The following is a 24,916-nucleotide window of genomic DNA, read 5'->3' as shown; positions in this document are numbered from 1 at the left end:
ACACGGCTTTCTCGGGGCACTATGACGGGGTGGCAGCCGCGAAGTCATCCCAAGGTGCCACCGGGATCGGTGGGTCCAAAGGGATCAAGGGGAGCAGGACGGGCAGCGGGTCGGGCCGGGCGGGCGGGCCTCTCCGCGCGGTCGGCCGTGCCCTGCACCTGCCGGTGACGGGTCCCGCACGCGGTATCCGCAAGGCGACGCACGCGCACGGGGCGGGTGAGTCGGGACTCGGCAAACTGATCGAGCTGCACGGTGTGAACGGCGCCGGGGATGTGATGATCACGGTCGCCCTCGCGTCCACCGTGTTCTTCTCCGTCCCCACCGACGAGGCCCGCGGCCGCGTCGCGCTCTACCTCGCGATCACCATGGCGCCCTTCACGGTCCTCGCCCCGGTGATCGGCCCGCTCCTGGACCGTCTGCCGCACGGCCGCCGGGCGGCGATGGCGGGCGCGATGCTGGCCCGGGCGCTGCTCGCGCTGATCCTCTCCGGTGCGGTCGCCAGCGGCAGCCTGGAGCTCTATCCGGCCGCACTGGGCGTCCTGGTCGCCTCGAAGGCGTACGGGGTCGTCAGAAGTGCCGTGGTGCCCCGCCTGCTGCCACCCCGGTTCTCCCTGGTGAAGGCCAACTCGCGGGTCACCCTGGGCGGGCTGCTGGCGACCGGTGTCGCCGCGCCGATCGCGGCGGGGCTCCAGTCGATCGGGCCGAGCTGGCCGCTGTACGGCGCCTTCGTGATCTTCGTGGCGGGCACGTTCCTGTCGTTCTCCCTGCCCTCCAAGGTCGACTCGGCCAAGGGCGAGGACGTGGCGCTGCTGGCCGCGGACGAGGAGCACCTGCACGGACCGCACCGCAAGCAGGTCAAGCGGCCGGGGCTGCGCACGGTCGGCATCGGCGTCACCCACGCCCTCGGCGCCAACGCCTCGCTGCGCTGCCTGTCCGGCTTCCTGATCTTCTTCCTCGCCTTCCTGCTGCGGGAGCATCCACTGACCGGGGAGAGCGCCGCGGTGTCCCTCGGGATAGTGATCGCGGCGGCCGGCACCGGCAACGCGCTCGGTACGGCGGTCGGGGCGGGGCTCAAGTCGAAGAAGCCGGAGATCATCATCGTGACGGTGGTGGCGTGTGTGGTGGGCGCGGCGATCACGGCCGCGATCTTCTTCGGCGCGTTCCTGGTGGCCTGCCTGGCGGCGGTGGCCGGTTTCGCGCAGGCCCTGGGCAAGCTGTCGCTGGACGCGCTGATCCAGCGGGACGTGCCGGAACAGGTGCGCACGTCGGCCTTCGCGCGCTCCGAGACGATCCTCCAGGTGTCCTGGGTGTTCGGCGGCGCGGTCGGCATCGTGATGCCGCTCAACGGCACCCTGGGCCTCTTCGTGGGCGCCTCGATCGTCGCCGTCGGCTGGCTGACCACCGTCAAGGGGCTGCTCGGCTCGGCCCGGCACAGCGGGCCCGCCCGGCCGAGGGTGGCGTAACCCGCGGCACGCCGCACCCCCGCGTAGGGGGACGGGTGGGCGTGCCCGATAGCCTTCGGCCATGACCACGCTGCAATCCGTAGTGCGACGCCGCCGCGCCGTCGCTGTCGCCGGTGCCGTTTCCGCCGGACTGCTCGTTCTGTCGGCCTGCGACAAGCCGACGCCCCGTGCCACCGTGACGATCGGCGACGAGTCGGTGAGCACCGAGGCCCAGTGCTACGAGGACGGCAAGGACCTCGGCAAGGCCGAGGCCACCAAGTGCACCCTGAAGAAGGCCTCCCACACGATCGAGGTGCCGCAGAGCGAGACGCTGCGCATCGGTGTCGACCCGAAGATCGCCGAGACCGGCTGGGCCATGTGGATCAACGGCCAGCAGGTCACCAACCCCTCCAAGAAGACGTACTACTACTTCGAGGGCGTCGACCTCTTCGCCGACCAGCAGGGCCAGGCCGCGCCGAAGGAGCTGAACATCAGCATCGTCGAGCAGGACAAGTCCGACACCACGGTCAGCAAGGTGTACAAGGGCGTGTGGAACTTCAAGCTGAAGAACGCCGACGCCTGATCCGCCGACGTCCATGCGTGTCCTCGTAGCCACCGCGGTCCCGGTCGAACGGGACGCGGTGGCGCGCGCGTTCCCGGGCACCGCGCGTGAGGTGCGGCTGCCGGGGGCGGTCCTGCACCGCGTCCCCGGCGGCCCCGATCTCCTCGCCGCCGGCGTCGGCCCCGCGCTCGCCGCGGCCCGCACCGCCGCCGCCCTCACCGCGGCAGCGCTGGAGGACGCCCCCTACGGCCTCGTCGTCTCCGCCGGGATCGGCGGCGGTTTCCCGCCCGAGGCGCCCCTGGGCTCCCTCGTCGTCGCCGACGAGATCACCGCGGCCGACCTGGGGGCCGAGACGGCCGACGGGTTCCTGCCGGTGACCGAACTGGGCTTCGGGACCGTCACCCACCGTCCGCCGGCATCACTCGTACGGGCTGCCGTGTCGGCGACCGGAGCGCGCCCCGGCACGGTCCTCACCGTGTCGACGGTGACCGGGACGGCCGCCCGGGCCGCCGCCCTGCGCATTCGCCACCCGCACGCGCTCGCCGAGGCCATGGAGGGCTTCGGGGTCGCCGAGGCGGCCGCGGCGCACGGCGTGCCCGTGCTGGAACTGCGGGCCGTCTCCAACCCGGTGGGCCCGCGCGACCGCGCCGCCTGGCGCATCGGGGACGCCCTGACGGCCCTCGCGACGGGCTTCGGGAAGCTCGCACCCGTACTGGAGAGTTGGAACCCTCATGACGACCGGTGAGCATCTGCGGATCGCGTACTCGCCCTGCCCCAACGACACCTTCACCTTCGACGCCGTCGCCCACGGCCGCGTCCCCGGCGCACCCGCCCTCGACGTGACGTTCGCGGACATCGACATCACCAACGGCATGGCCGAGCGCGGCGAGTTCGACGTGCTGAAGGTGTCGTACGCGGTGCTGCCGTACGTCCTCGACGAGTACGCGCTCTTGCCCTGCGGCGGCGCGCTGGGCCGGGGCTGCGGGCCGCTCGTCCTCACCCGTGGGCCGAAAGACCTGACGGGCCGCACGGTCGCGGTGCCGAGCGAGCGGTCGACGGCGTACCTGCTGTTCCGGCTGTGGGCGGCGGACACGCTGCCCGGCGGGGTCGGCGAGATCGTGGTGATGCCGTTCCACGAGATCATGCCCGCCGTGCGGGACGGGAAGGTCGACGCGGGGCTCGTCATCCACGAGGCGCGCTTCACCTACCAGAACTACGGGCTGCACAAGCTCGCCGACATGGGCGAGCACTGGGAGCGCACGACGGGGCTGCCCATCCCGCTGGGCGCGATCATCGCCAAGCGCTCGCTGGGCGCGGAGACCTTGACGCGGCTCGCCGACTCGATCCGTACGTCGGTGCGCGCGGCCTGGGACGAGCCCGAGGTGTCCCGCCCCTACGTCATGGAGCACGCGCAGGAAATGGACCCGGCCGTCGCCGACCAGCACATCGGGCTGTACGTCAACGAATTCACCGCCGACCTCGGCGAGGACGGCTATGCCGCGATCCGGGGTCTGCTCACCCGCGCGGCGGCCGAGGGGCTGGTGCCGCCCCTCGGCCCCGGTGCTCTCGGTTTTCCGTGAAACGCGCTGCTATACGTCGAGTTGGTCGGCGACCGCACGCAGCAGGCCGGCGATCTTCGCGCCGGCCGCCTTGTCGGGGTACCGGCCCCTTTCGAGCATCGGCGTGATGTTTTCGAGGAGGGTCGTCAGATCCTGGACGATGGAGGCCAGTTCGTCCGGCTTCTTGCGGGTCGCGGCCGCGACCGAGGGGGTCGGGTCGAGAATGGTGACCGAAAGGGCCTGGTCGCCGCGCTGGCCGGCGACCACACCGAACTCAACTCGCTGACCCGGCTTGAGCGTTTCGACTCCGGCGGGGAGGACGGAGGAATGGACGAAGACGTCGCCGCCGTCGTCACGGGAGAGAAAGCCGAAGCCCTTCTCGCTGTTGAACCACTTGACCTTGCCGGTAGGCACGTCTGTCCTCGTCCTCGTACTCGTCGGAAAACTGCTTCTGAAACGGCTCTTGATAGCACTCGGGCGGGTCGTCGGGACCCGCCGGTACCAAGGCTAATGGTCTTCAGGCCGGTGACAAGACGTCGCCCGGTTGTTCCTTCGCGCAGGGAACTACCCTGGTCGAGTGCGTGACAAAACCCAAACGAATTCCGCCGAGCCCGGTGACCGACTGATCCGCGCCGGTGTGCTCGTGTTCTTCATCGGCGCGGTGGCCACTCTGGTCACCGTGGCCCCGTTCCTTCTCGATACGGAGCCTTTTCCGTCGTACATGTTCGGCCTGAGCATGCTCATGGGCGTCGGCTTCCTGCTGGCCGGTGCCGGGGTGCTCCGGTCGATCGGGGCGGGGCGTCGTCAGGCGCGGGCCGGGCGGTAGCCGGCGAGCCAGGCCGGGAACTCGGTGAGGTCGGTGAGGACGACGTCCGCGCCGGCCTCGCTCAGCTCGTTCGCGTCGCACGGGCCGGTGGCCACCGCGACCGACAGCGCGTCCGCCTTCCGGGCGCCGCGGACGTCGCCGACGTGGTCGCCGACGTAGACGGTCGCGCCGTGCTCCCGCAGCGCGTCCGCCTTCTGCTCCGCCCACAGGTCGCCGATGACCGCGTCGGGCTCGATGCCGAGGTGCTCCAGGTGCAGCTTGGCGTTGGGCTCGTGCTTGGCGGTGACCACGATCGCCCGCCCGCCGGCCGCCTGTACGGCCGCTATGGCCTCGCGGGCGCCGGGCAGCGCGGGGGTCGGGACGATGGCGATGGCCGGGTACATCGCGCGGTAGACGTCGGCCATGGGCGCGACCTCCTCCGCCGGGAACCAGTTGACCAGCTCCTCCGCGAGCGGCGGCCCGAGCCGGGTGACCGCCAGGTCGGCGTCGATGTACGTCCCGGTCCGCTCGGACAGCGCCAGGTAGCAGGCGCGGATGCCGGGCCGGGAGTCGATGAGGGTCATGTCGAGGTCGAAGCCGACGGTGGGGGCGGGGGCGGAGAAGCGTGTAGAGGCCATATGGGCCATTGTGCCCAGCCTCGGTGGCGGGCAGGCGTGCGCGTGCCCGCGGCGTACGGGGTCATCGCCGCCGCTGGGAGCGCCACACCAGGAACAGCGCCGACGCCACGGCCGCGCCGCGCACGACCCAGGGCCAGGTCTGGGCCATCGCGGCGTTCATGTGTCCCTCGGCGATCGGCTCGCCCCAGCGGCCCTCGGTCCGCCCCCACAGCCACACGGCACCGGCCGTGAGGGACAGGCCGGGAAGGATCACCACCGCCAGCTTCGTCTCGGCGTCGCTGAGGCGCCGGGAGGCGTAGGCGATGGCCCAGCCCAGCACCAGGGCGATCCAGTTGCCGAGGACGGCGCCGGCGACGAGCAGTCCGGCGGCGAGCAGGAGGAAGGGGTTGCTCCAGCCGCCCGAGCCGGCCGCACCGGCCGCGCCGCCGCCGAGGAGCCGGAACCGTCGGCGGGTGGCGGGGGCCTCGACCGCGGCCGGTGCGGGGGGTGCGGGCGCGGGCTTGGTGAGCCGGACCAGCCTGCCGAGCGCGCCGGCCTTCTTCTGGACCGTGGGCGCGGGCCGCTCCTCGGTGGTCTCCGGCTCGGCTTCCGGTTCCGGCTTCGGCGGGGGCTTGAGCAGCTCCGGGATCTCCACCCCGCCGACGAAGCCGGGCACGCTGTCCCCGACCCCGAACGCGCTGCTGTCCACCCGCCACCAGTCCGGCTGGGTGGCGCTGTCGCCGAGCTCGTCCATGCTCGCCATGTGCGGCGGGGAGGGGACGTCGGACGGGGCGGGGTCGGGGGACGCCCGCTCCGGGCGCGGGCGCGGTACGACCCGCCGCAGCCCCTTCGCGCGGCCGCCGCCGCTGTCCTCCGGTTCCCGTTCCCGGTCCCGCTGTACGGGGACGTGGGCGGGCGGGGCCTGCGGGGCACCGGCGGTGCCGCCCGCGGCCTCCACCACCTCGTCGGGGCTGCCCAGGTGGGCGATGATGCGGCGTACGGCGGCGGGGCTGTCGACCGTGGCCTTGGCCCTGCGCCGGTCGATCTCGTTGCGCAGCTCCGACACCAGCCGCATCCGGACGGCGGACGACAACTGCCGCTGCTGGGCCACGTCTCCGACGCGGCTCAGATACTCGTAGACGACCTGGTCGCTCTCGATACCCACGAAGTCCCCTCCGGGGTTGGCGCATTGGATACCCCGTCGGTCGAAGGTAGCGCAGCCCGGCCCGAATCCGTCCGCCCGACAACCGGGGCCGGGCCTTCGCCCCGAGGCAGAGCCGCGGCAAGGCCACACCCCTCGACCAAGTCAGCCCGGCCCGGCCACGGGATACGCCCCGCCCAGCGCAGACCAGGCCCCTCGGGCCGACGGAAGAGCCGAAGCCCAGGGACGTTCCCAGGACTCGCGTGCCCGCCCGACCGCCGGAAGCAACCCGACAGAGCGGACCGAGCCGCTCCAGCCCTGGAGAGAGCTGCAGCACGCTGACGCGGCCCGGCGGCCCGTCCCCGCCTTCCCTCCGCCCCGCCCGGCCACGGAAGACGCCCCGCCCACCACAGACCAGACCCCTCGGGCCGCCAGGCGAAGCCGAGGACGGCGACGCCCGCAGGACGTCAACACCCGCTCCGCCCCGTCCCCCCCGGCCCGGTCACCGAAGACGGACCGCCAATCTCGGACCAGGCCTCCCGGGCCCAAGGGCGAAGCCGAGGACGGCGAGAGCGCTGGGACGTCGACGACCGCCCGGCTCCGGATGTCGGATGCGACCGCCGCCGTCGCACCGATCGCAGACCACGCCCCCCGGGGCCGGGAGAAGCCGGCGTACAGGGGGGGCGCCCGCCCCGACGGAGAGGCGGGAGCGCACGTCAGCCCGGAGCGGGCAGGGCGCCTCGACGCCGTCCGACCGGCCCGGCCGCCGGAGGTGACCCGCTAACGTGGGCAGGATGAGCCACCAGGCCACACCGCCGCGGTCCCTCGCGGAGGCGCTCCGTGCCAGGGACGACGCCTCCCTGGGTGCGCTGCTGCGCGCCCGCCCCGACCTCATCACGCCCGTTCCCACCGACCTCACGCAGCTCGCGACCCGCGCGGGCACCCGTGCGTCGGTCGTGCGGGCACTGGAGCGGCTGGACCGGTTCGCGTTGCAGACGGCGGAGGCGCTGGCGGTGGCGGCGGAGCCGGCGTCTTACCAGGTGCTGCTCGGGCTGATGGCGGGTGACGAGGGTGATCCGGCGGTCACCGCGGCGCTGCCTCGGGCGCTCGGGACGCTGCGGGAGCAGGCGCTGGTGTGGGGCGCCGACGACCGGCTGAGGCTCGTGCGTACGGCCCGGGAGCTGCTGGCGCCGTCCTCGCAGCACCCGTCGCCGACGGGGCTGGGCCCGACGGTGCAGGAGGCGACCGCGGGGATGTCCCCGGGCCGGGTGCAGGAGATCGTGGCGACGGCAGGGCTGGCGTCGACGCACGACGCGGTCTCGGCCGTGGCGCGGCTCACCAAGCTGTTCGGGGACCGCAAGCGGATGGCGAAGCTGCTCGCCGGGGCCCCCGCCGAGTCCCGTGAGGTGCTGGACCGGCTGGTGTGGGGGCCGCCGTACGGCCAGGTCACCGCCGATCCCGCGGCCAGGCTGCGCTGGCTCCTCGACCGGGGTCTGCTGCTGCCGACGGCGCCGGGCACGGTCGTCCTGCCCCGCGAGGTGGCCCTGCACCTGCGGGGCGGCCGGGCGCACCGGACCACCGAGCCGCTGCCGCCGCCGCTGGAGGCCGCGGCCGCGCACCGTCCACAGGTTGTGGACGCGACGGCGGCCGGGCAGGCGTACACGGCGCTGGCGACCGTCGAGGAGCTGCTGAAGGACTGGGACGAGGGCGGTCCGGCGGTGCTGCGGGCGGGCGGGCTGAGCGTCCGGGACCTGAAGCGGACCGCCGTCGCCCTGGACGTGTCCGAGCCCGTCGCCGCGTTCTGGGTGGAACTCGCTTACGCGGCGGGCCTGTTGGCCTCCGACGGCGAGGCCGACGAGCGGTACGCGGCGACCCCGGACCACGACGAGTGGCTGGAGCAGCCCGCGGCCGAGCGCTGGTCGCGGCTCGCGCAGGCGTGGCTGACGGCGACGCGGACGTCCGGGGTGGTGGGCGGCCGGGACGCGAAGGACCGTACGTTGTCGGCGCTGGGGCCGGGGCTCGACCGCTCGGCCGCGCCCGAGGTACGGCACCGGGTGCTGAGCCTGCTGGCCGGACTCCCGGAGGGCACCTCGCCGTCCGCGGAGTCGGTGCTGGCCCGGCTGGGCTGGGAGCGCCCGCTGCGGGGCCCGCAGCCGGACGAGGGCCTGCGGGCCCGGATCGCGCGGTGGACGCTGTCGGAGGCGGAGCTGCTGGGGGTGACCGGCCGGGGCGCGCTGTCCACGCAGGGGCGGGCGCTGCTGGGCGCTCCCGCCCCGAAGGCCCCGGCGCCGGAGCCCGAGGGGCCGGGCGACAAGCTGCCCGTCCACCACCACGCCCCGCCGGCCGCCGAGCCGCTGTCTCCCGCCGAGCAGGCCACCGCCGCCGCGGCGGCGGCCCGCGTCCTCGCCCCGCTGCTGCCCGAGCCCCTGGACCACGTCCTGCTCCAGGCCGACCTGACGGCGGTGGCGCCGGGACCGTTGAAGCGTCCGCTGGCGGAGATGCTGGACGTGCTCGCGGAGGTGGAGTCGAAGGGCGGGGCGACCGTGTACCGGTTCACGCCCGGCTCGGTGCGCCGCGCGCTGGACTCCGGCCGGGCCGCCTCCGACCTGCACGCGTTCCTGGCCGAGCACTCCCGTACGCCGGTTCCGCAGCCGCTCGCGTACCTGATCGACGACGTGGCCCGCAGGCACGGGCATCTGCGGGTGGGCGCGGCCTCGGCCTACGTCCGCTGCGACGACGACGCCCTGCTCAACGAGATCATGGCCGACAAGCGGGCGGCGGGCCTGCGCCTGCGCCGGCTGGCCCCGACGGTACTGGCCACCCAGGCCGACCCGGCCACCCTGCTGGACGGGCTGCGCGCGATGGGCTTGGCGCCGGCCGCGGAGTCCGCCGAGGGCGACGTCCTGATCACCCGCGCCCACGCCCACCGCACCCCGCCGCGCACGCCCCCCGAGCCGGTCCCGGACGGCCCGCCGGTCCCCGACGCGACTCTGCTGACCGCCGCGATCCGCGCCATCCGCGCCGGCGACCTCGCCTCCACGGCCCCCCGCAAGCCCACGGCCACCGCCCCGGCCACCGGCGGCGAACTCCCCCGCACCAGCTCGGCCGAGACCCTCGCCACCATGCAGGCCGCCGTCCTCACCGGCGAGACCCTGTGGATCGGCTACGTCAACGCCGAGGGCGCCGCCAGCCAGCGGGTGATCGCCCCGATCCGGGTCGAGGGCGGCTTCGTGACGGCGTACGACCACACCGCGGACGAGGTGCGGACGTATCCGCTGCACCGGGTCACGGGGGTGGCGGAGCTCGCCGACGACTGACGGCGGGCCTCCGCGCCGCGGCGCGCGCGGTCCCGGCTCAGCAGTCGGCGACGGCGGCGTCGGCGGGCAGGCCGAAGTGGCCGCGGGCCTCGTCCTCCAGGGCGTCGGTCGACATGGGTTCCTGGAGGGCGGACGCGCCGAGGACACCGAAGTGGGTTCTCGTCCACCGCGCGTTCTCCGCGCCGTCGGGCGCCTCCTCCCGGGACACGACCCGGTAGCCGCCGTCGGCCGCCTCGTCCCGCTCCAGCCGCACCACCTGCGGGACGTGCCCGGCGCTGCACTCCACCAGCGCGTCGCCGTGCACCCCGTACTCCACGCACAGCGTGTCGATGTCGGCCCGCACGGTGTCCCCGCGTGCTTCCAGGCCGAGCGCCTCCGCCTGGCAGAACCAGCGGGCGTCGAGGCCGGGGACGGTCTCGCCGTACCCGCTGCCCCGCGCCTCGGTGGCGATGCGGGCCTCGATCACCGGCCGCACCTCGCTCCACAGCCGCCCGTCGACGTTCCCCGGCCACATCACCCACGCGCCCGTGGCCACCAGCACGACCACGGATCCCGCACCGGTCGCCCAGCCGCGGACCGACAGCTCCGCCATACCGTGAACCCCTCACCGCGTCGCGCCCACCGCGCTGCTCGCCCGGTCAGACGACCGAAGGGCGCGCAGGGTTGCCCACGAGTCCGGCCCGACCGGCGGAGACGACGGGGAGAGACGGTGGGCAGCCCGCGGACCACCGCTTCGGCGCGCCGTACGGCACACTGGAGGTTTGGCCGTGCTGTTCCGGCCTTACGGAAAGGGTGCCGAGCGTGAATGGTCCACTCATCGTCCAGTCGGACAAGACACTGCTCCTCGAAGTCGATCACGAGCGGGCCGACGACTGCCGTCGGTCGATCGCGCCGTTCGCCGAGCTGGAGCGGGCACCGGAGCACATCCACACCTACCGGGTGACGCCGCTCGGCCTGTGGAACGCGCGGGCGGCCGGGCACGACGCCGAGCAGGTCGTGGACGCGCTGGTGGAGTACAGCAGGTACCCGGTACCGCACGCGCTCCTCGTGGACATCGCGGAGACGATGGACCGCTACGGCCGCCTCACCCTGTCCAAGCACCCGGCGCACGGCCTGGTCCTCACCTCCACCGACCGGCCGGTCCTGGAGGAGGTGCTGCGTTCCAAGCGGATCGCCCCGCTGGTCGGCAACCGCATCGATCCCGACACCGTCGCCGTGCACCCCTCCGAGCGGGGGCAGATCAAGCAGACCCTGCTCAAGCTGGGCTGGCCGGCCGAGGACCTCGCGGGGTACGTGGACGGCGAGGCGCACCCGATCGAGCTGCACGAGGACGGGTGGGCGCTGCGCCCGTACCAGAAGCAGGCCGTGGAGAACTTCTGGCACGGCGGCTCCGGTGTCGTCGTCCTTCCCTGTGGTGCGGGAAAGACGCTGGTCGGCGCGGGTTCCATGGCGCAGGCGAAGTCGACCACGCTGATCCTCGTCACCAACACGGTCTCCGCCCGGCAGTGGAAGCACGAGCTGGTGAAGCGGACCTCGCTGACCGAGGAGGAGATCGGCGAGTACAGCGGGACGAAGAAGGAGATCCGGCCGGTCACCATCGCCACCTACCAGGTGCTGACGACCCGGCGGAAGGGCGTCTACCCGCACCTGGAGCTCTTCGACTCCCGGGACTGGGGGTTGATCCTCTACGACGAGGTGCACCTGCTGCCGGCGCCGGTGTTCAAGTTCACGGCGGATCTGCAGGCCCGGCGGCGGCTGGGGCTCACCGCGACCCTGGTGCGGGAGGACGGGCGGGAGTCCGACGTGTTCTCGCTGATCGGGCCGAAGCGGTTCGACGCGCCGTGGAAGGAGATCGAGGCGCAGGGCTACATCGCGCCGGCGGACTGTGTCGAGGTCCGGGTGAACCTCACCGACTCCGAGCGGCTCGCGTACGCCACCGCCGAGACCGAGGAGAAGTACCGGTTCTGTGCGACGACCGCGACCAAGCGGAAGGTGACGGAGGCGATCGTCAGGCGGTTCGCCGGGCAGCAGATCCTCGTCATCGGGCAGTACATCGACCAGCTGGACGAGCTGGGAGAGCACCTCGACGCGCCGGTGATCAAGGGCGGGACCTCCAACGCCCAGCGGGAGAAGCTCTTCGAGGCCTTCCGGCAGGGTGAGATCAGCGTCCTGGTGGTGTCGAAGGTGGCGAACTTCTCCATCGACCTGCCCGAGGCGACGGTCGCGATCCAGGTGTCGGGGACCTTCGGGTCACGGCAGGAGGAGGCACAGCGGCTGGGGCGGGTGCTGCGGCCGAAGGCCGACGGTCACCAGGCCCACTTCTACTCGGTGGTCGCCCGGGACACCATCGACCAGGACTTCGCCGCGCACCGTCAGCGGTTCCTGGCGGAGCAGGGCTACGCGTACCGGATCGTGGACGCGGACGAGCTGCTCGCGGAGAGCTGACCGGCTCCCTACCTGCGGCGGACGCCGGCCTCCTCGCCGTACTCGCCGAGGATGACCACGTCGAAGGCGGCCCCTGCGAAGACCTTCACGGCGCGCAGGGCCTCGCCGAGGCGGTGGCGGTGGCTGCCCAGGACCGGTGTGGCGCCGGCCGGGCGCGAGACTGGGGTGATGGTGGCTGCGCTCATGTATCCATGGTGACTCTCCCGGCGTAAGGACTGCATCGGTCTTCGGGCCGACCCGCCGTGGTCGCCGCGTAGTACTCGCGGGTGAGCCGTGCCCCTCAGGGGGGAGGGCGCATCCCCTAGGGGGCGGCACCGGACGGAGGGGCGGCACCGGGCCAAAGGCCCACGCCGGCCGGACGGGCAGCACCAAGCCAAAGGCCCACACCAACCGGACGGGCAGCACCAGGACAAAGGCCCACGCCGGCCGGACGGGCAGCACCAGGACAAAGGCCCACACCGGGCCGAGGGTCGGCGCAGCCCGTCGGGGGCGACGCCACGCCCGGTCGGAAAACCGTTGGCCACCCCCTCCCCCGCTCACCTACAATCTCCGCTCTTGCCCGCCTCCTGCACGGAGAGCCGCCGTCCGGACGGAAACCGGTCGGCATCCCGCGACACCCACCCGCTGGTTCCTCCGGAGGCACCCCCTTGTCCACGCCGTCCCCGTCGGTCGACGACGATCCCCTCGCCCGCGAACGCTCCCACCTCGCCGTCTCCCGAGCCGCCCTGCGGGCCATGCGTGAGGACGCCGAGTCCCTCGACATCAGCGACGTCACGGCGAACTGGGTCAACGCCCAGATCCTGGAGCGCCAGATCGGCGAGCGCATCAAGTCGCTGGCCGACCTCAGCCACGCCCCGCTCTTCTTCGGCCGGCTCGACTACCTGCACGCACCCGGGGTCGAGCAGGCCGAGGGCGCGGAGGGGGAGCGCTTCTACATCGGGCGCCGGCACGTGCACGACCACGACGGCGACCCGATGGTCATCGACTGGCGGGCGCCGGTCTCGCAGCCGTTCTACCGGGCGTCCAAGAAGACCCCGATGGACATCGCGCTGCGCCGCCGCTTCGGCTACACCGGCGGCGACCTCACGGCGTACGAGGACGAGCACCTCTCCGACCCGGCCGAGGCGGCGGCCACCAGCAAGCTGCTCCAGCAGGAGATCGAGCGTCCGCGTGTCGGCCCGATGCGCGACATCGTGGCGACCATCCAGCCCGAGCAGGACGAGATCGTGCGCTCCGGGCTGGGCGGCACCGTGTGCGTCCAGGGCGGCCCGGGGACCGGGAAGACGGCCGTCGGTCTGCACCGGGTGGCGTATCTGCTGTACGCCCACCGCGAGCGGCTGGCCCGCACCGGCACCCTCGTCATCGGGCCGAACAAGTCCTTCCTGCACTACATCGAGCAGGTGCTGCCCGCGCTGGGCGAGTTGACGGTGAAGCAGGCCACCGTCGACGACCTGGTGGCCGGGAGCGCGGAGGTGCGCGGCACGGACGACGCGACCGCCGCCGTCGTCAAGGGCGACGCGAGGATGGCGGAGGTGCTGAGGCGGGCCGTGTACGCGCACGTGACCCCGCCGACCGAGCCGGTCGTCGTGGTGCGCGGCTCGCGCCGGTGGCGGGTCGCGGCGTACGAGGTGGAGGAGATCGTCCGTGAGCTGCTGGACCGGGACATCCGCTACGGCGCCGCCCGCGAGGCCCTTCCGCAGCGCATCGCGCACGCCGTGCTGGTGCAGATGGAACGCTCCGGTGAGGCGCCGGACGACCGGGTGCAGGACGCGGTGGCGCGCAACGCGGCGGTGAAGGCCGCCGTGAAGCAGATCTGGCCGCCCGTCGACCCGGCGAAGCTCGTGCTGCGGCTGCTCACGGACGCGGAGTTCCTCGGCGAGCACGCGGAGGGCCTGCTGAGCGGGGACGAGCAGAAGACGATCCTGTGGGCGAAGCCGGTGCGGTCGGTGAAGTCCGCGAAGTGGTCGCCGGCGGACATGGTGTTGATCGACGAGACGACCGACCTGGTCCAGCGCACGCACTCCCTGGGTCACGTGGTGCTGGACGAGGCGCAGGACCTCTCACCGATGCAGTACCGGGCCGTGGGCCGCCGCTGCACCACCGGTTCGGCCACCGTCCTCGGCGACCTGGCGCAGGGCACCACGCCCTGGGCGACCCGGAGTTGGGACGAGGCCCTGGCCCACCTCGGCAAGTCGGACGGCGTGATCGAGGAGCTGACGGCCGGTTTCCGCGTGCCGACCGACGTCATCACCTACGCCTCCCGCCTCCTCCCGCACATCGCGCCGGGCCTGACCCCGGTCGCCTCGGTCCGGGAGAACCCGGGCTTCTTCGACGTGCGACCGGTCGCCGGCGCGGACGAGGTGATCGCCGCCTGCGAGGAGTTGCTGCGCCACGAGGGCTCGACCGGTCTGATCGCCGCCGACGCCCGCGTACCCGCCCTCGCCGAGGCGCTCACCACGGCGGGCATCGGCTACCTCGCGCCGGGTGAGGAGACCACCCGGGAGACCCGCCTGACGCTGGTCCCCGCCTCCCTGGCCAAGGGTCTGGAGTACGACTACGTGGTCCTGGACGAACCCCAGGCCGTGGTCGACGGCGAACCCGACGAACGAACCGGTCTACGGCGCCTGTACGTGGCCCTGACCCGAGCGGTGTCCGGCCTGACGGTGACCCACACGGCACCGCTGCCACCACAGCTGGGCCAGGACCACTAGACCTGGACCTGGACCTGAACCGGCCCGACAGGCCCTAACGGTCCAGCACCCGCCGCCACCGGGCCACCGCCGTCGCCGACACCGGGCCCTGCCAGCCGTCGGGGCGGGCCGCGCCGCCGATGTGGAAGGCGTCGACGCCGGCGGTCCGGAGGGCGGGGAGGTGGTCCAGGCGCAGGCCGCCGCCGACCAGGATCCGGGGCTCGTAGCCGGGTTCCCCGCGTCGCCGTGCCTCCGCGAGCAGGGTGGGGAGCCCTTCGTCGACGCCGGCCGCCGAGCCGGCGGTGAGGAAGGTGTCGAGGCCCGTGAGCCCGTCGAGCTGCTTGCGCAGCGCGTCGCGGTCGGCGGCGTGGTCGATGGCCCGGTGGAAGGTCCACCGGCAGCCGTCCAGCACGCCGGCCACCCGCTCCACGGCCGCCAGGTCGACCCCGCCGTCCGCGTCCAGGAACCCGAGCACGAACTCCTCGGCGCCCGCGGCCCGCAGCTCCCCGGCGACCCCCACCAGCCGGTCCACGTCACCCGGCGCGAACCCGTCCGTGGGCCGCAGCATCACGCGCAGCGAGATGTCGACGGCGGCCCGGATCCCGGCGACCGTGGCGGCCGACGGGGTCAGCCCGTCGGCCGCGATGTCGGTGACCAGCTCGAGACGGTCCGCGCCTCCGGCCTGGGCGGCGACCGCGTCCTCGACGTCGAGGGCGATCACCTCCAGGACTGCACGCTTGCTCATGGGACCCCATTCGTCTTCGTCGGGCGGTTCAGCGGACAACTACAGGTCTAGTCCAATTCAGAATACGCCCGGTGCCGACAGGAGGTCACCCGTGGATGTTCACCCGTAGGTGTCCGGCTCCGCCTCCTTCACCCCACCGACCCGTACGCCGCCCCGCCCGCCGCGCGCGCCCCGAGTACAGCCGTACGAGCGGGGCGGCGTCGCCGCTAGGGGCACAACCCCGCCCCGGGGAGAATGGGGCCATGGCCGATCCCGACGCCCTGCGCACCCGTTTCGCCCGCGCCCTGGAAGGAGCCCGGAGCCCCGGTCCCGCCGCCACCGGCCGGACCCCGGACCCCCATCGGACCCCGGACCCCGACCCGGCCCCGCATCCCGACCCGGCCCCCTACGCCGACGACCTCATCGCCCGCTGGCAGGAACCGCAGCGCCGCTATCACACGCTGACCCACCTCACCGCGGTCCTCGACCACATCGACGTGCTCGAGAGGCACGCCGCCGACCCGGACGTCGTACGCCTGGCCGCCTGGTTCCACGACGCGGTCTACCTTCCCGACCGCTCCGAGAACGAGGAGCGCTCGGCCCGGCTCGCCGAGCGCGCGCTCCCCGAGGCCGGGCTGTCGGCGGCGAAGACCGCCGAGGTGGCCCGGCTGGTCCGGCTCACCGTCGGCCACGACCCCGCCGACGACGACCCGGACGGGCAGGTCCTGTGCGACGCGGACCTCGCCGTCCTCGCCGGACCGCCCTCCGCGTACGCCGCCTACACGGCCGCCGTCCGGGAGGAGTACGGCTTCGTCCCGCAGGACGCCTTCCGCACCGGACGCGCCGCGATCCTGCGCCAACTCCTGGATCTGCCCCGGTTGTTCAGGACGCCGCACGGTCAGGCGGAGTGGGAGGCCACGGCCCGCTACAACCTGGCCGCCGAGCTGGAAATGCTGTCGACCTGAGGAAACGGCCCCCCTACCCTGCCCCCATGAGGGACTTGGGCGGGGAACGGGTGGCGGAGGCCGTCGCGGGCGCGCTGGCGCTGCTGCGGAAGCGGACGGCGACGGACCGGGACTGGGAAGAGGTGCGGGCCGGCGGGCTGGAGTGGAGCTGCCGTGACACGGCCGAGCACCTCGCGGGCGCTCTCCTCGCCTACGCCGGCCAGCTGGCGGGCCGCGCGCAGCACGCGTGGGTCCCCTTCGAGATCACCTTGGACGAGGGCACCGGCCAGGACGGGCTGCTGGACGTCGTCGAGACGGCCGGCGCGCTGCTGGTCGCCGCCTTCCGCGCCACGCCCCGCCGGGCCCGCGCCTTCCATCCGTACCCCTTCGGCAGCGCGAACCGTGAGGGTTTCGCCGCGATGGGCGTCGCCGAGGTGCTGCTGCACACGCGGGACGTCGCCGAGGGCCTCGGGCTGGCGTACACACCGGCCGAGGAGCTCGCCGAGTACGTCCTGACCCGGCTCTTCCCGCACGTCCGGCCCGGCCCCGACCACTGGCGGACCCTGCTGTGGGCCACCGGCCGCGGCGAGCTGCCCGGCCGTGCGCCGGTCACCGAGTGGAAGTGGCGCAACAACCTGGTCCTGACCGCCGACCGCCTCACCCTGGAGGGCGTCACCCCCGCGGCCGCCGCCGACCTGTGCGCGGGCGGCGACGGGGGCTTCGACTGGCTGGCGGGCGGCCCCTACGAGGGCACGCTGGAGGCCGCCGGGATGATGCTGAAGGCGTACGAGGCGGGCGTGCACCGCCCGGAGTTCGGCCTGTTCGCCCTGGTGCGGCACAGCGACGGCCGCGCGGTCGGCGGCATGGGCTTCCACGGGGTACCGGACGAGGAGGGCCGCGCGGAGGTCGGCTACGACCTGGTGGAGGGCGCCCGCGGCAACGGCTACGCCACCGAGGCGCTGCGGGTGCTGTGCGCGTGGGCACTGGCCCGGGACGACGTGCGGTCGCTGTTCGCGACGGTGGAGCCGGGCAACGCCCCGTCCCAGGCGGTGATCGCGCGCGCCGGGTTCGTGCGGGTGAGCGAGGAGCTCGACGAGGACGGGCTGCGGGCCTACGAACTGCGCGGCTGAGTCCGGCTCTTGCGCCGGCGCAGCCCGGCCGCGTACAGCAGCCGCACCACTTCGCGGCTGCTGACCTCCACCGCGCCGGCGGCAACCACCTCCGCGTACCGGTGCGACGGGATGTCGTAGTGGTCCCGTTCGAAGGCCCGCTCGGGCACGCCCAACCCGTCGGCGAACGCGTGCAGTTCGTCGAAGGAGACGTCACTGACCAGGTGGGACCACATGCGCCCGTGCCCCGGCCAGGCCGGCGGGTCGATGTACACGGTCACGAGGGCGGCGTCCCGCCGGTCGCCGACCCGAGGGCTCCCACCGCGGCGACCTTCACGCCCGCCTCGTGGCACACCCAGTGCGGGTCGGGGCCGAGTTCCGGCTCGACCTCCAGCGCGTGCGGCTGCCCGGTGCCGCACACCGGGCACAGGGGCCACCGGCCGGACCGCTCGAGGATCGCGTCCTGTACGTCCTGCGCGACCAGGCCGGCCACGAAGGCCACGCCCTCCGGCCACTGCTCGACCCACCAGCGCCGCTGCACCACGGAGTCCTCGACCATGGACACCACGTCCGCGGCGGCCACCTCACCCGCGGCCAGATCGGCGAGCACGAGGGCGCGTGCCGCGTGCAACGCCTGCTCCAGGGGGCTGATGGGATCCATGCACCCATTGTGCGCACTCTTGACCCCAGGACCGAGCCGAAAATATCTTTCATTTGTGACCCAGGAAGTGAAGGAAATTTTCGGCAACAGCCTCGCGGCCAAGGTCCGCACCCTCGTCCCGTCGATGACCCGTTCCATGCAGCGCGTCGCGGAGGCCGTGGCGAGCGACCCCGCCGGCTGCGCCGCCCTGACGGTCACCGGGCTCGCCGAACTCACCGGCACCAGCGAGGCGACCGTCGTGCGCACCGCCCGCATCCTGGGCTACCCCGGCTACCGCGACCTGCGGCTCGCCCTGGCCGGCCTCGCCGCCCAGCAGCAGTCCGGCCGCGCGCCCGCGATCACGACGGACATCGCGGTGGACGACCCCATCGCCGACGTCGTGACGAAACTCGCGTACGACGAGCGGCAGACCCTCGCCGACACGGCGGCCGGCCTCGACACCGTGCAGCTCGGGGCGGCCGTGACCGCCCTCGCCACCGCCCGCCGCACCGACGTGTACGGCGTCGGGGCGAGCGGCCTGGTCGCCCAGGACCTCACCCAGAAGCTGCTGCGGATAGGGCTGATAGCCCAGGCGCACAGCGATCCCCACCTGGCCGTCACGAACGCGGTGCAGCTGCGGCCCGGGGACGTGGCGGTCGCGATCACCCACTCGGGGTCGACCGGTGACGTCATCGAGCCGCTGCGGGTCGCGTTCGAGCGGGGGGCGACGACCGTCGCGATCACCGGGCGGCCGGGCGGCCCGGTCGCCCAGTACGCCGATCACGTACTGACGACGTCGACGGCCCGGGAGAGTGAACTCCGGCCGGCGGCGATGTCGTCACGGACCAGCCAGCTGCTGGTGGTGGACTGTCTGTTCGTCGGCGTGGCGCAGCGGACGTACGAGACCGCGGCGCCCGCGCTGGCTGCGTCCTACGAGGCGCTGGCGCACCGGCACCGCCGGTAGACCGCAGGCCCGACCGTTCACACCGAAGTGGGAAAGAGCCACCCCCCTATGACCTCGACATCCAACCCCCGTGATCTCCGCGCCGAGTTGGAGACCCTGACCACCGAGGCCTTCCGGCCGGAGCTGGCCGACATCGATCGGCTTCCCACGCTCGACATCGCCCGCCTCATGAACGGCGAGGACGCCTGCGTGCCGGACGCGGTGGCGCGGCGGCTGCCCGAGATCGCCGCCGCCATCGACGCCGTCGCCGAGCGGATGGGCCGCGGCGGGCGGCTGATCTACGCGGGCGCCGGTACCGCCGGGCGGCTCGGCGTGCTGGACGCCTCCGAGTGCCCGCCGACCTTCAACACCGAGCCGGAGCAGGTGGTCGGGGTGATCGCGGGCGGCCCGGGCGCCCTGGTCACCTCGGTCGAGGGTGCCGAGGACTCGGCGGAACTGGCCCGCGCCGACCTCGACGCGCTCGCGCTGACGCCCCGGGACACGGTGGTCGGCGTCTCCGCCTCGGGCCGCACCCCGTACGCCGTCGGCGCGGTCGAGCACGCCCGTCGACAGGGCGCGTTGACCGTCGGCCTGGCCTGCAACGCGGACAGCGCGCTCGCGGCGGCCGCCGAGCACGGCATCGAGATCGTCGTCGGCCCCGAGCTGCTCACCGGCTCCACCCGCCTGAAGGCGGGCACGGCACAGAAGCTGGTCCTCAACATGCTGTCGACGATCACGATGATCCGGCTGGGGAAGACGTACGGGAACCTGATGGTCGACGTGCGCGCCTCGAACGAGAAGCTGCGGGCCCGCTCCCGCCGTATCGTGGCGCTCGCCACCGGCGCGCCGGACGACGAGGTCGAGCGGGCCCTGACGGCCACCGACGGCGAGGTGAAGAACGCCATCCTGACGATCCTCGCCGGGGTCGACGGCCCGACGGCCGCCCGCCTTCTGGAGGACTCCGACGGTCATCTGCGTGCCGCGCTCGCCGAGGCGGCCCGCTGACCAGCACGCTCGGGGAGTGCCCACCTCCTCGTCAGCTCTCGCCGCCGCGCTCCTGCCCCTGGTCGGCGGCCCCGCCAACGTCCTGTCCACCGCCCACTGCATGACCCGCCTCCGCCTGGGCCTCGCCGACCGGTCCCTGGTGGACGAGGCGGGGCTGCGGGCCGTACCGGGGGTCCTCGGTGTGGTCGTGGACGACGACACCTACCAGATCGTCCTGGGGCCGGGGGTGGTGACGAGGGTGACGGCTCGGTTCGACGCGCTCCTCGGCTCGTCGTCCCCACTGGCCGCGCGCGGCGTCCAACTGAAGGAGGAGCAGCGGCAGCGCAACGCGACCCCGCTCAAGCTCGCCCTCCGCCGGGTCGCGAACGTCTTCGTCCCGCTCATCCCCGCCCTGGTCGGCTGCGGTGTGCTGGCCGGTCTCAACGGCCTCCTGGTCAACCTCGGATGGCTGCCGTCCCTCACCCCCGCCCTCGCCGCCGTCGCCAGCGCCTTCATGGCCCTGATCGCGGTGTTCGTGGGCCACAACACGGCCAAGGAGTTCGGCGGCACACCGGTGCTGGGCGGGGCGGTGGCGGCCGTGGTCGTGTATCCGGGCGTGGCGAAGGTGACCGCGTTCGGGGTGACGCTCGCCCCCGGACAGGGTGGCGTCCTCGGCGCCCTGGCCGCCGCCGTCCTCGGGACCTACGTCGAGAAGTGGTGCCGCACCTGGGTCCCGGCCACCCTCGACGTCCTCCTCACCCCCACCCTGACGGTCCTCGTCTCGGGCCTGGCCACGCTCTACGGCCTCATGTACGCGGCCGGCGAGATCTCCTCGGCGATCGGCACGGCGGCGAACTGGCTCCTGACGACCACGGGCGCGGCGGCCGGCCTCGTCCTCGGCGGCCTCTTCCTCCCCCTGGTCATGCTGGGCCTCCACCAGGCTCTCATCCCCATCCACACCACCCTCGTGGAACAACAGGGTTACACCGTCCTGCTCCCCCTTCTCGCCATGGCGGGCGCGGGCCAGGTCGGCGCGGCGGCGGCGGTGTACGTCCGCCTGCGCCACGACACCTCACTCCGTACGACGATCAGGTCCGCGCTCCCGGCCGGTCTCCTGGGCGTCGGCGAGCCCCTCATCTACGGCGTCTCGCTCCCCCTCGGCCGCCCCTTCCTCACGGCCTGCGCGGGCGGCTCGGCGGGCGGCGCCTTCGTCGGCTTCTTCGCGATGCTCGGCGACCGGGTGGGCGCGACGGCGATCGGCCCCTCGGGGTGGGCCCTGTTCCCACTGCTGGCGGGTAACAGGGCCCTGCCGGTGACGGCGGCGATCTACGGGGGCGGGCTGGTGACCGCGTACGTGGTGGGGTTCCTGGCGACGTACGCCTTCGGGCTGACCGGCGTCGCCTCCCCCGAGTCCCGGACCGACGCCAACCAGCCTTGTTAGCGTGGGAGTTCGACCGGGGGAGGAAACCGAGTGAACACCACGACCACGTTCCGTATCGGCGGTGACCTGGAGGTACGACGGCTCGGCTTCGGGGCGATGCGGCTGCCGACCGAACCGGCGGACGAGCGCGCCGCGTCCGTCGCGCTGCTCCGCAGGGCAGTCGAACTCGGCGTCACCCTCGTCGACACGGCCCACTTGTACGGCTGGGGAGCCAACGAGGAACTCCTCGCCGAGGCCCTGCACCCCTACCCCGCCGACCTGCTCGTCACCACCAAGGTCGGCGTCCGGCAGCCCGCGCCGGGCGAGTGGACCTACGACGCCCGCCCGGCCTCCCTGCGAAGCCAGGTGGACGAGGCACTGCGCCGCCTCCGCGTCGAACGCGTCGAACTCCTCCAGCTCCACCGCATCGACCCGGACACCCCTCTCGCCGACCAGCTCGGCGCACTGGGCGACCTCCGCTCGGAGGGCAAGGTCGGCCGCATCGGCCTCTCCGAGGTGACGGTCGCGGAACTCGACGAGGCCAGGTCCGTCGTCGACATCGCGAGCGTCCAGAACCGCTACAACCTGCTCGACCGCGAGCACGAGCCGGTGCTCAGGGCCTGCGAGGCGGCCGGCATCGCGTTCCTGCCGTGGCGGCCGGTCGCGCCCGGGGCGGCCGACGAGCACCCCGTGATCAGGTCGGTGGCGTCCGAACTGGACGCCACCCCCACCCAGATCGCGCTGGCGTGGCTCCTCGCCCGCTCGCCGGTGATGCTGCCGATCCCGGGGACGGGGAGCGCCCGCCACCTGGAGGAGAACGTGGCCGCGGCGGACCTACGACTGCCCCGGGAGCAGTACGCCCGTCTGGACGGCCTTCTCTCCGAGGGGTAACGCAGGACGTCAACAGGGCAGGCGGCCCTCCTTGTTGACCCGTCTGACCCGGGCCCGCAGCACCTCGTCCTGCGGCGCGGGCCCGGTCGACTCCGGCGGACAGTCCCACTCCCGCCCTCCGGCCACGGGACGGAGCTGCACCCGGCCACCCACGTGCCCCATCACCTCCCCGAGCCGCCCGTCCCGTACGTCCACGACATGCGCGCCGATCGCGGGCCGCTCCCCGCGCAGCACGGAGGCCAGCCGCTCGGCGGTACGGACGTTGCAGCGCCCGAGCTCGACCAGGGCGAACGGTTCGTCACTCGCACCGGTCACCGGATCCACGCGCAGGGACGGCAGCACGAGGCCCACGCCCACGAGGGCCTCCCGCAGCTGCTCCACGACTTCCTCGGTCTGCCTCACGGCCATCCGTCCGCCTCCACGCTGAGTTGGTGATTCGCGACACAGCGTGTCTGCCCCGCCTCTAACCTGGCCAGACATGACGTTCCAACAACCTCGTCTGTCGGACAGGGAGTCACCCATGCCCGGACCGAAGGATCTGGACCCGTCGGCCTCTCCCCGCGCCCTGCTGGGCGCGGAGCTGCGCCACGCACGCGAGAAGGCCGGGCTGAGCCAGGACGACCTGGGCCAGCGGCTGTTCGTGAGCGGGTCGTTCATCGGGCAGCTGGAGGCGGGGACGCGGCGGATGGTGCCGGAGTACGCGCGGTTGCTGGACGAGGCGTTGGGGACGGAGGACTTCTTCCAGCGGAACTGCGGGGCGGCGGCGAAGTCGAAGTATCCGGAGCACTTCGCCGAGGCGGCGGAGACGGAGAGGAACGCCACGGCGATCAGGGAGTACGCGTCGATGCTGATCCCCGGCCTGCTCCAGACGCCCGCTTACGCACGATCGGTTTGCCGCGCCTACCAGCCGACGGCGCTGGAGGAAGCGATCGAGGAACTGGTCGTGGCCCGGATGGAGCGAGCCCGCATCCTCGACGATCCAACAAGGCCCATGTTGTGGGCGGTGATCGACGAAGCTGCCGTGCGTCGTGTGACGGGCGATCGCGCGGTGATGGCGGAAGTACTGCGCCACATCGCCGGCCTGACGCGCCGGAACCGTGCCATCGTGCAGGTACTGCCGTTCGATGCGGGAGCCCACCCGGCGATGCAAGGGTGCGTCAAGCTGATGGACTTCGGCGACGCGCCCCCGGTGGTCTACCTCGAAGGCGTCGGCACCGGCCGCCTGGAGGACGACCCCGCCACCGTCGCGCGCTACCGGCTCTACTACGAGCTCCTCACGGCTTCGGCACTCTCGCCCGAGAAGTCCCTGGTCTTGATCGAGACGATGGCGCAGGATTACGCGCATGAGGAGCATCTCTGAGTACGACCTGGACGCGGCCGCCTGGTACAAGTCCAGCTACAGCGGCGGCAGCGGCGACAACTGCCTAGAGGTGACGCACGACCACCTCCCCGCCCTCATCCCGGTCCGCGATTCCAAGAACCCCCGGGGCCCGAAGCTCACGTTCGGTCGGGAGGCGTGGTCCGCGTTCGTCCGGGCGATCTGAGGGTTTTTCCGGCCCCGAAGCTCAAGTGCCCAGCTCCAAGCCCTCTTTGCTTGGAATGGGTGGTGGGCCTCAACCCACCCTCCCACCCCGCGAGTTGACTTGACGCGTTCGACTTGCCACGGAGAGTCACGGTCGTCTAGCGTGCCCGGATAACGAGACAGAACAGCCCCCGTCAGGTGCTGCGAACACCTGCGGGGGCTTGACCTACGAGATCGAGAGAAGTCGATCCCATGGCTGACGCCAAGCTTAGTGCTGCCCTCCCGCTCGCGCACGCTCCCTCCCCCATCGAGCCCCATCCGATGGCCAACCCGGGCTACGGCAAACGCTCCACCCCGGACCAACGCCCCCGCGCCGCGCACGACTTCGCCCACCTTCCGCCCCGCGAAGCCGCCATCGCCGCGTACATCGACCGGCTTCCCGACGGCGCCGACATCTCCGTAAAGACGCTGGCCAAGGTGCTGCCGTACGGACAGTGCGCGTTGCGTACGGCCCTCAACCGCCTGCAGAGCGCGGGACACCTGCGCAGGGGGCGCGAGCATCTGGTGGCGGCCGAGGGGAGCGCGCGCTGGATCACCCGATCGTGGTTCACCCGTACCGCGCGCGACGATGACTGGTGGGCGGCGTTCACCCGGGGTGACGTACCGAAGGACCAGCCGCCGGACGCGCCCCGGCAGACCCGTTCGCGCGCCTTCATCCTGCTGGCCGCCCTGGGCCGTACCGCTCCCGCCCTGTCGCTGTCCCAGGCGGACTGTGCGAGCCTCGCCCCGTTGCTGACGGAGTGGTTCGCACGGGGCGCCACGGACACGGCCGTACTCCAGGCCCTGACCGGCGGCCTGCCCCACCCGGTCCACCACCCGGCCGCCCTCATCCGCAACCGCCTCACCACCAAGCTCCCACCCGAACCCGCACCGGCGGCCCCACGCCCGCTCCGCGTCCTGGAGTGCGCGAAGTGCGGTGTCCCGGGCCGGCCGGAGGCACTGCCGGGCGGCGTCTGCGGAACCTGCCGGGGCAACACCGGCCCCGCCCGGCCCGCCGCCCCGCTCGTCGCGGCCACGGTCCGGAGCCTCGCCGCGGAGGTGCGCGCGGCGATGGCCCCCCGAGGCGAAAGGCCACGGGTGTGACCCCTCCGACGGCCCGCC

General features: G+C 73.3%; 26 protein-coding genes. 17 read left to right on the top strand and 9 right to left on the bottom strand.

Going from position 1 to position 24,916, the window contains the following annotated elements; genetic code table 11:
* Nucleotides 1-29 precede the first annotated feature (29 nt).
* The 4 genes from AQJ84_RS19175 (at nucleotide 30) to AQJ84_RS19160 (ending at nucleotide 3,584) form a co-directional block, all read left to right on the top strand.
* On the top strand, nucleotides 30-1,463 hold the full coding sequence (locus AQJ84_RS19175) for an MFS transporter (RefSeq protein WP_030043589.1): 1,434 nt from the start codon (nucleotides 30-32) through the stop codon (nucleotides 1,461-1,463).
* Between the two features lie 61 nt (nucleotides 1,464-1,524).
* Nucleotides 1,525-2,025: a hypothetical protein gene (locus tag AQJ84_RS19170; protein ID WP_030043588.1), complete on the top strand. Its 501-nt coding sequence runs from the start codon at nucleotides 1,525-1,527 to the stop codon at nucleotides 2,023-2,025.
* A gap of 13 nt (nucleotides 2,026-2,038) precedes the next feature.
* On the top strand, nucleotides 2,039-2,749 hold the full coding sequence (locus AQJ84_RS19165; RefSeq protein ID WP_030043587.1) for a futalosine hydrolase: 711 nt from the start codon (nucleotides 2,039-2,041) through the stop codon (nucleotides 2,747-2,749).
* Nucleotides 2,736-3,584 carry a 1,4-dihydroxy-6-naphthoate synthase gene (locus AQJ84_RS19160; protein WP_030043586.1) on the top strand — a complete coding sequence of 283 codons (849 nt, stop codon included), beginning with the start codon at nucleotides 2,736-2,738 and terminating at the stop codon, nucleotides 3,582-3,584. Before AQJ84_RS19165 ends, AQJ84_RS19160 begins: the two co-directional genes overlap by 14 nt.
* A gap of 9 nt (nucleotides 3,585-3,593) precedes the next feature.
* Here AQJ84_RS19160 and AQJ84_RS44980 read toward each other — a convergent pair whose 3' ends face one another.
* A complete protein-coding gene (locus tag AQJ84_RS44980) occupies nucleotides 3,594-3,977 on the bottom strand; it encodes a cold-shock protein (protein ID WP_030043585.1) in 384 nt (127 codons plus the stop codon).
* 163 nt (nucleotides 3,978-4,140) lie between these two features.
* Between AQJ84_RS44980 and AQJ84_RS19150 the strand changes: the two genes are divergently transcribed.
* Nucleotides 4,141-4,389, top strand: coding sequence for a hypothetical protein (locus tag AQJ84_RS19150; protein WP_030043584.1), 249 nt, complete (start codon nucleotides 4,141-4,143; stop codon nucleotides 4,387-4,389).
* Here AQJ84_RS19150 and AQJ84_RS19145 read toward each other — a convergent pair.
* Both AQJ84_RS19145 and AQJ84_RS19140 read right to left on the bottom strand, forming a co-directional pair.
* Nucleotides 4,368-5,015: an HAD family hydrolase gene (locus AQJ84_RS19145; RefSeq protein ID WP_078632298.1), complete on the bottom strand. Its 648-nt coding sequence runs from the start codon at nucleotides 5,013-5,015 to the stop codon at nucleotides 4,368-4,370. The genes AQJ84_RS19150 and AQJ84_RS19145 overlap by 22 nt on opposite strands.
* Nucleotides 5,016-5,067: 52 nt before the next feature.
* Complete coding sequence (locus AQJ84_RS19140; RefSeq protein WP_053191865.1) at nucleotides 5,068-6,150, bottom strand: hypothetical protein; 1,083 nt, start codon at nucleotides 6,148-6,150, stop codon at nucleotides 5,068-5,070.
* Between the two features lie 770 nt (nucleotides 6,151-6,920).
* Between AQJ84_RS19140 and AQJ84_RS19135 the strand changes: the two genes are divergently transcribed.
* Nucleotides 6,921-9,443 carry a helicase C-terminal domain-containing protein gene (locus AQJ84_RS19135; protein WP_053191863.1) on the top strand — a complete coding sequence of 841 codons (2,523 nt, stop codon included), beginning with the start codon at nucleotides 6,921-6,923 and terminating at the stop codon, nucleotides 9,441-9,443.
* A gap of 37 nt (nucleotides 9,444-9,480) precedes the next feature.
* Here AQJ84_RS19135 and AQJ84_RS19130 read toward each other — a convergent pair whose 3' ends face one another.
* Nucleotides 9,481-10,035 (bottom strand): hypothetical protein, encoded by a 555-nt coding sequence (locus tag AQJ84_RS19130; protein WP_198536331.1) that lies wholly within the window; start codon nucleotides 10,033-10,035, stop codon nucleotides 9,481-9,483.
* 209 nt (nucleotides 10,036-10,244) lie between these two features.
* Here AQJ84_RS19130 and AQJ84_RS19125 point away from each other — a divergent pair, with 209 nt between their 5' ends.
* On the top strand, nucleotides 10,245-11,888 hold the full coding sequence (locus AQJ84_RS19125; RefSeq protein WP_053191861.1) for a DNA repair helicase XPB: 1,644 nt from the start codon (nucleotides 10,245-10,247) through the stop codon (nucleotides 11,886-11,888).
* Nucleotides 11,889-11,896: 8 nt separating this feature from the next.
* Here the strand turns inward: AQJ84_RS19125 and AQJ84_RS42320 are convergent, their stop codons facing one another.
* Nucleotides 11,897-12,073, bottom strand: coding sequence for a hypothetical protein (locus AQJ84_RS42320; RefSeq protein WP_164873170.1), 177 nt, complete (start codon nucleotides 12,071-12,073; stop codon nucleotides 11,897-11,899).
* A 462-nt stretch (nucleotides 12,074-12,535) separates the two neighbouring features.
* Between AQJ84_RS42320 and AQJ84_RS19120 the strand changes: the two genes are divergently transcribed.
* Nucleotides 12,536-14,599 (top strand): HelD family protein, encoded by a 2,064-nt coding sequence (locus tag AQJ84_RS19120; protein WP_053191860.1) that lies wholly within the window; start codon nucleotides 12,536-12,538, stop codon nucleotides 14,597-14,599.
* Nucleotides 14,600-14,633: 34 nt separating this feature from the next.
* On the opposite strand, the gene AQJ84_RS19115 is transcribed toward AQJ84_RS19120, so the two are convergent.
* The gene (locus AQJ84_RS19115) at nucleotides 14,634-15,323 is read right to left on the bottom strand and encodes a copper homeostasis protein CutC (protein WP_053191858.1); all 690 of its coding nucleotides are present in this window, start codon (nucleotides 15,321-15,323) and stop codon (nucleotides 14,634-14,636) included.
* 242 nt (nucleotides 15,324-15,565) lie between these two features.
* Here AQJ84_RS19115 and AQJ84_RS19110 point away from each other — a divergent pair, with 242 nt between their 5' ends.
* Complete coding sequence (locus tag AQJ84_RS19110; protein ID WP_030043574.1) at nucleotides 15,566-16,267, top strand: HD domain-containing protein; 702 nt, start codon at nucleotides 15,566-15,568, stop codon at nucleotides 16,265-16,267.
* A gap of 26 nt (nucleotides 16,268-16,293) precedes the next feature.
* Nucleotides 16,294-17,376 carry a GNAT family N-acetyltransferase gene (locus tag AQJ84_RS19105; RefSeq protein ID WP_030043573.1) on the top strand — a complete coding sequence of 361 codons (1,083 nt, stop codon included), beginning with the start codon at nucleotides 16,294-16,296 and terminating at the stop codon, nucleotides 17,374-17,376.
* Here AQJ84_RS19105 and AQJ84_RS19100 read toward each other — a convergent pair.
* Together AQJ84_RS19100 and AQJ84_RS19095 are read right to left on the bottom strand one after the other, a co-directional pair.
* Nucleotides 17,358-17,636 (bottom strand): DUF4031 domain-containing protein, encoded by a 279-nt coding sequence (locus AQJ84_RS19100; protein WP_053191856.1) that lies wholly within the window; start codon nucleotides 17,634-17,636, stop codon nucleotides 17,358-17,360. The two genes, AQJ84_RS19105 and AQJ84_RS19100, sit on opposite strands and share 19 nt — an antisense overlap.
* Nucleotides 17,633-18,016 (bottom strand): hypothetical protein, encoded by a 384-nt coding sequence (locus tag AQJ84_RS19095; protein WP_030043571.1) that lies wholly within the window; start codon nucleotides 18,014-18,016, stop codon nucleotides 17,633-17,635. Before AQJ84_RS19095 ends, AQJ84_RS19100 begins: the two co-directional genes overlap by 4 nt.
* Nucleotides 18,017-18,071: 55 nt before the next feature.
* Here AQJ84_RS19095 and AQJ84_RS19090 point away from each other — a divergent pair, with 55 nt between their 5' ends.
* The 4 genes from AQJ84_RS19090 to AQJ84_RS19075 are packed head-to-tail and all read left to right on the top strand — an operon-like array spanning nucleotide 18,072 to nucleotide 22,233.
* Complete coding sequence (locus AQJ84_RS19090) at nucleotides 18,072-18,959, top strand: MurR/RpiR family transcriptional regulator (protein ID WP_030043570.1); 888 nt, start codon at nucleotides 18,072-18,074, stop codon at nucleotides 18,957-18,959.
* Between the two features lie 48 nt (nucleotides 18,960-19,007).
* Entirely contained in the window at nucleotides 19,008-19,943 is a 936-nt protein-coding gene (gene murQ / locus AQJ84_RS19085) for an N-acetylmuramic acid 6-phosphate etherase (RefSeq protein WP_053191854.1), read from the top strand.
* 16 nt (nucleotides 19,944-19,959) lie between these two features.
* A complete protein-coding gene (locus AQJ84_RS19080) occupies nucleotides 19,960-21,363 on the top strand; it encodes a PTS transporter subunit EIIC (RefSeq protein ID WP_030043569.1) in 1,404 nt (467 codons plus the stop codon).
* A 30-nt stretch (nucleotides 21,364-21,393) separates the two neighbouring features.
* Nucleotides 21,394-22,233, top strand: coding sequence for an aldo/keto reductase (locus tag AQJ84_RS19075; protein ID WP_030043568.1), 840 nt, complete (start codon nucleotides 21,394-21,396; stop codon nucleotides 22,231-22,233).
* A gap of 9 nt (nucleotides 22,234-22,242) precedes the next feature.
* On the opposite strand, the gene AQJ84_RS19070 is transcribed toward AQJ84_RS19075, so the two are convergent.
* A complete protein-coding gene (locus AQJ84_RS19070; RefSeq protein ID WP_030043567.1) occupies nucleotides 22,243-22,635 on the bottom strand; it encodes a hypothetical protein in 393 nt (130 codons plus the stop codon).
* Nucleotides 22,636-22,753: 118 nt separating this feature from the next.
* On the opposite strand from AQJ84_RS19070, the gene AQJ84_RS19065 reads away from it, so the two are divergent.
* The 3 genes from AQJ84_RS19065 (at nucleotide 22,754) to AQJ84_RS19055 (ending at nucleotide 24,898) form a co-directional block, all read left to right on the top strand.
* A complete protein-coding gene (locus tag AQJ84_RS19065) occupies nucleotides 22,754-23,593 on the top strand; it encodes a helix-turn-helix domain-containing protein (RefSeq protein WP_030043566.1) in 840 nt (279 codons plus the stop codon).
* Nucleotides 23,577-23,777 (top strand): DUF397 domain-containing protein, encoded by a 201-nt coding sequence (locus AQJ84_RS19060; protein ID WP_030043565.1) that lies wholly within the window; start codon nucleotides 23,577-23,579, stop codon nucleotides 23,775-23,777. The genes AQJ84_RS19065 and AQJ84_RS19060 overlap by 17 nt, the downstream gene beginning before the upstream one ends.
* A gap of 230 nt (nucleotides 23,778-24,007) precedes the next feature.
* Entirely contained in the window at nucleotides 24,008-24,898 is an 891-nt protein-coding gene (locus tag AQJ84_RS19055; RefSeq protein ID WP_374935405.1) for a hypothetical protein, read from the top strand.
* Nucleotides 24,899-24,916: the final 18 nt, after the last annotated feature.

It is taken from the genome of Streptomyces resistomycificus, assembly GCF_001514265.1.
Taxonomy (GTDB): domain Bacteria; phylum Actinomycetota; class Actinomycetes; order Streptomycetales; family Streptomycetaceae; genus Streptomyces; species Streptomyces resistomycificus.
The sequence above is the reverse complement of the archived record's forward strand: the minus strand, read 5'-3'. Positions and strand labels throughout refer to the sequence as shown.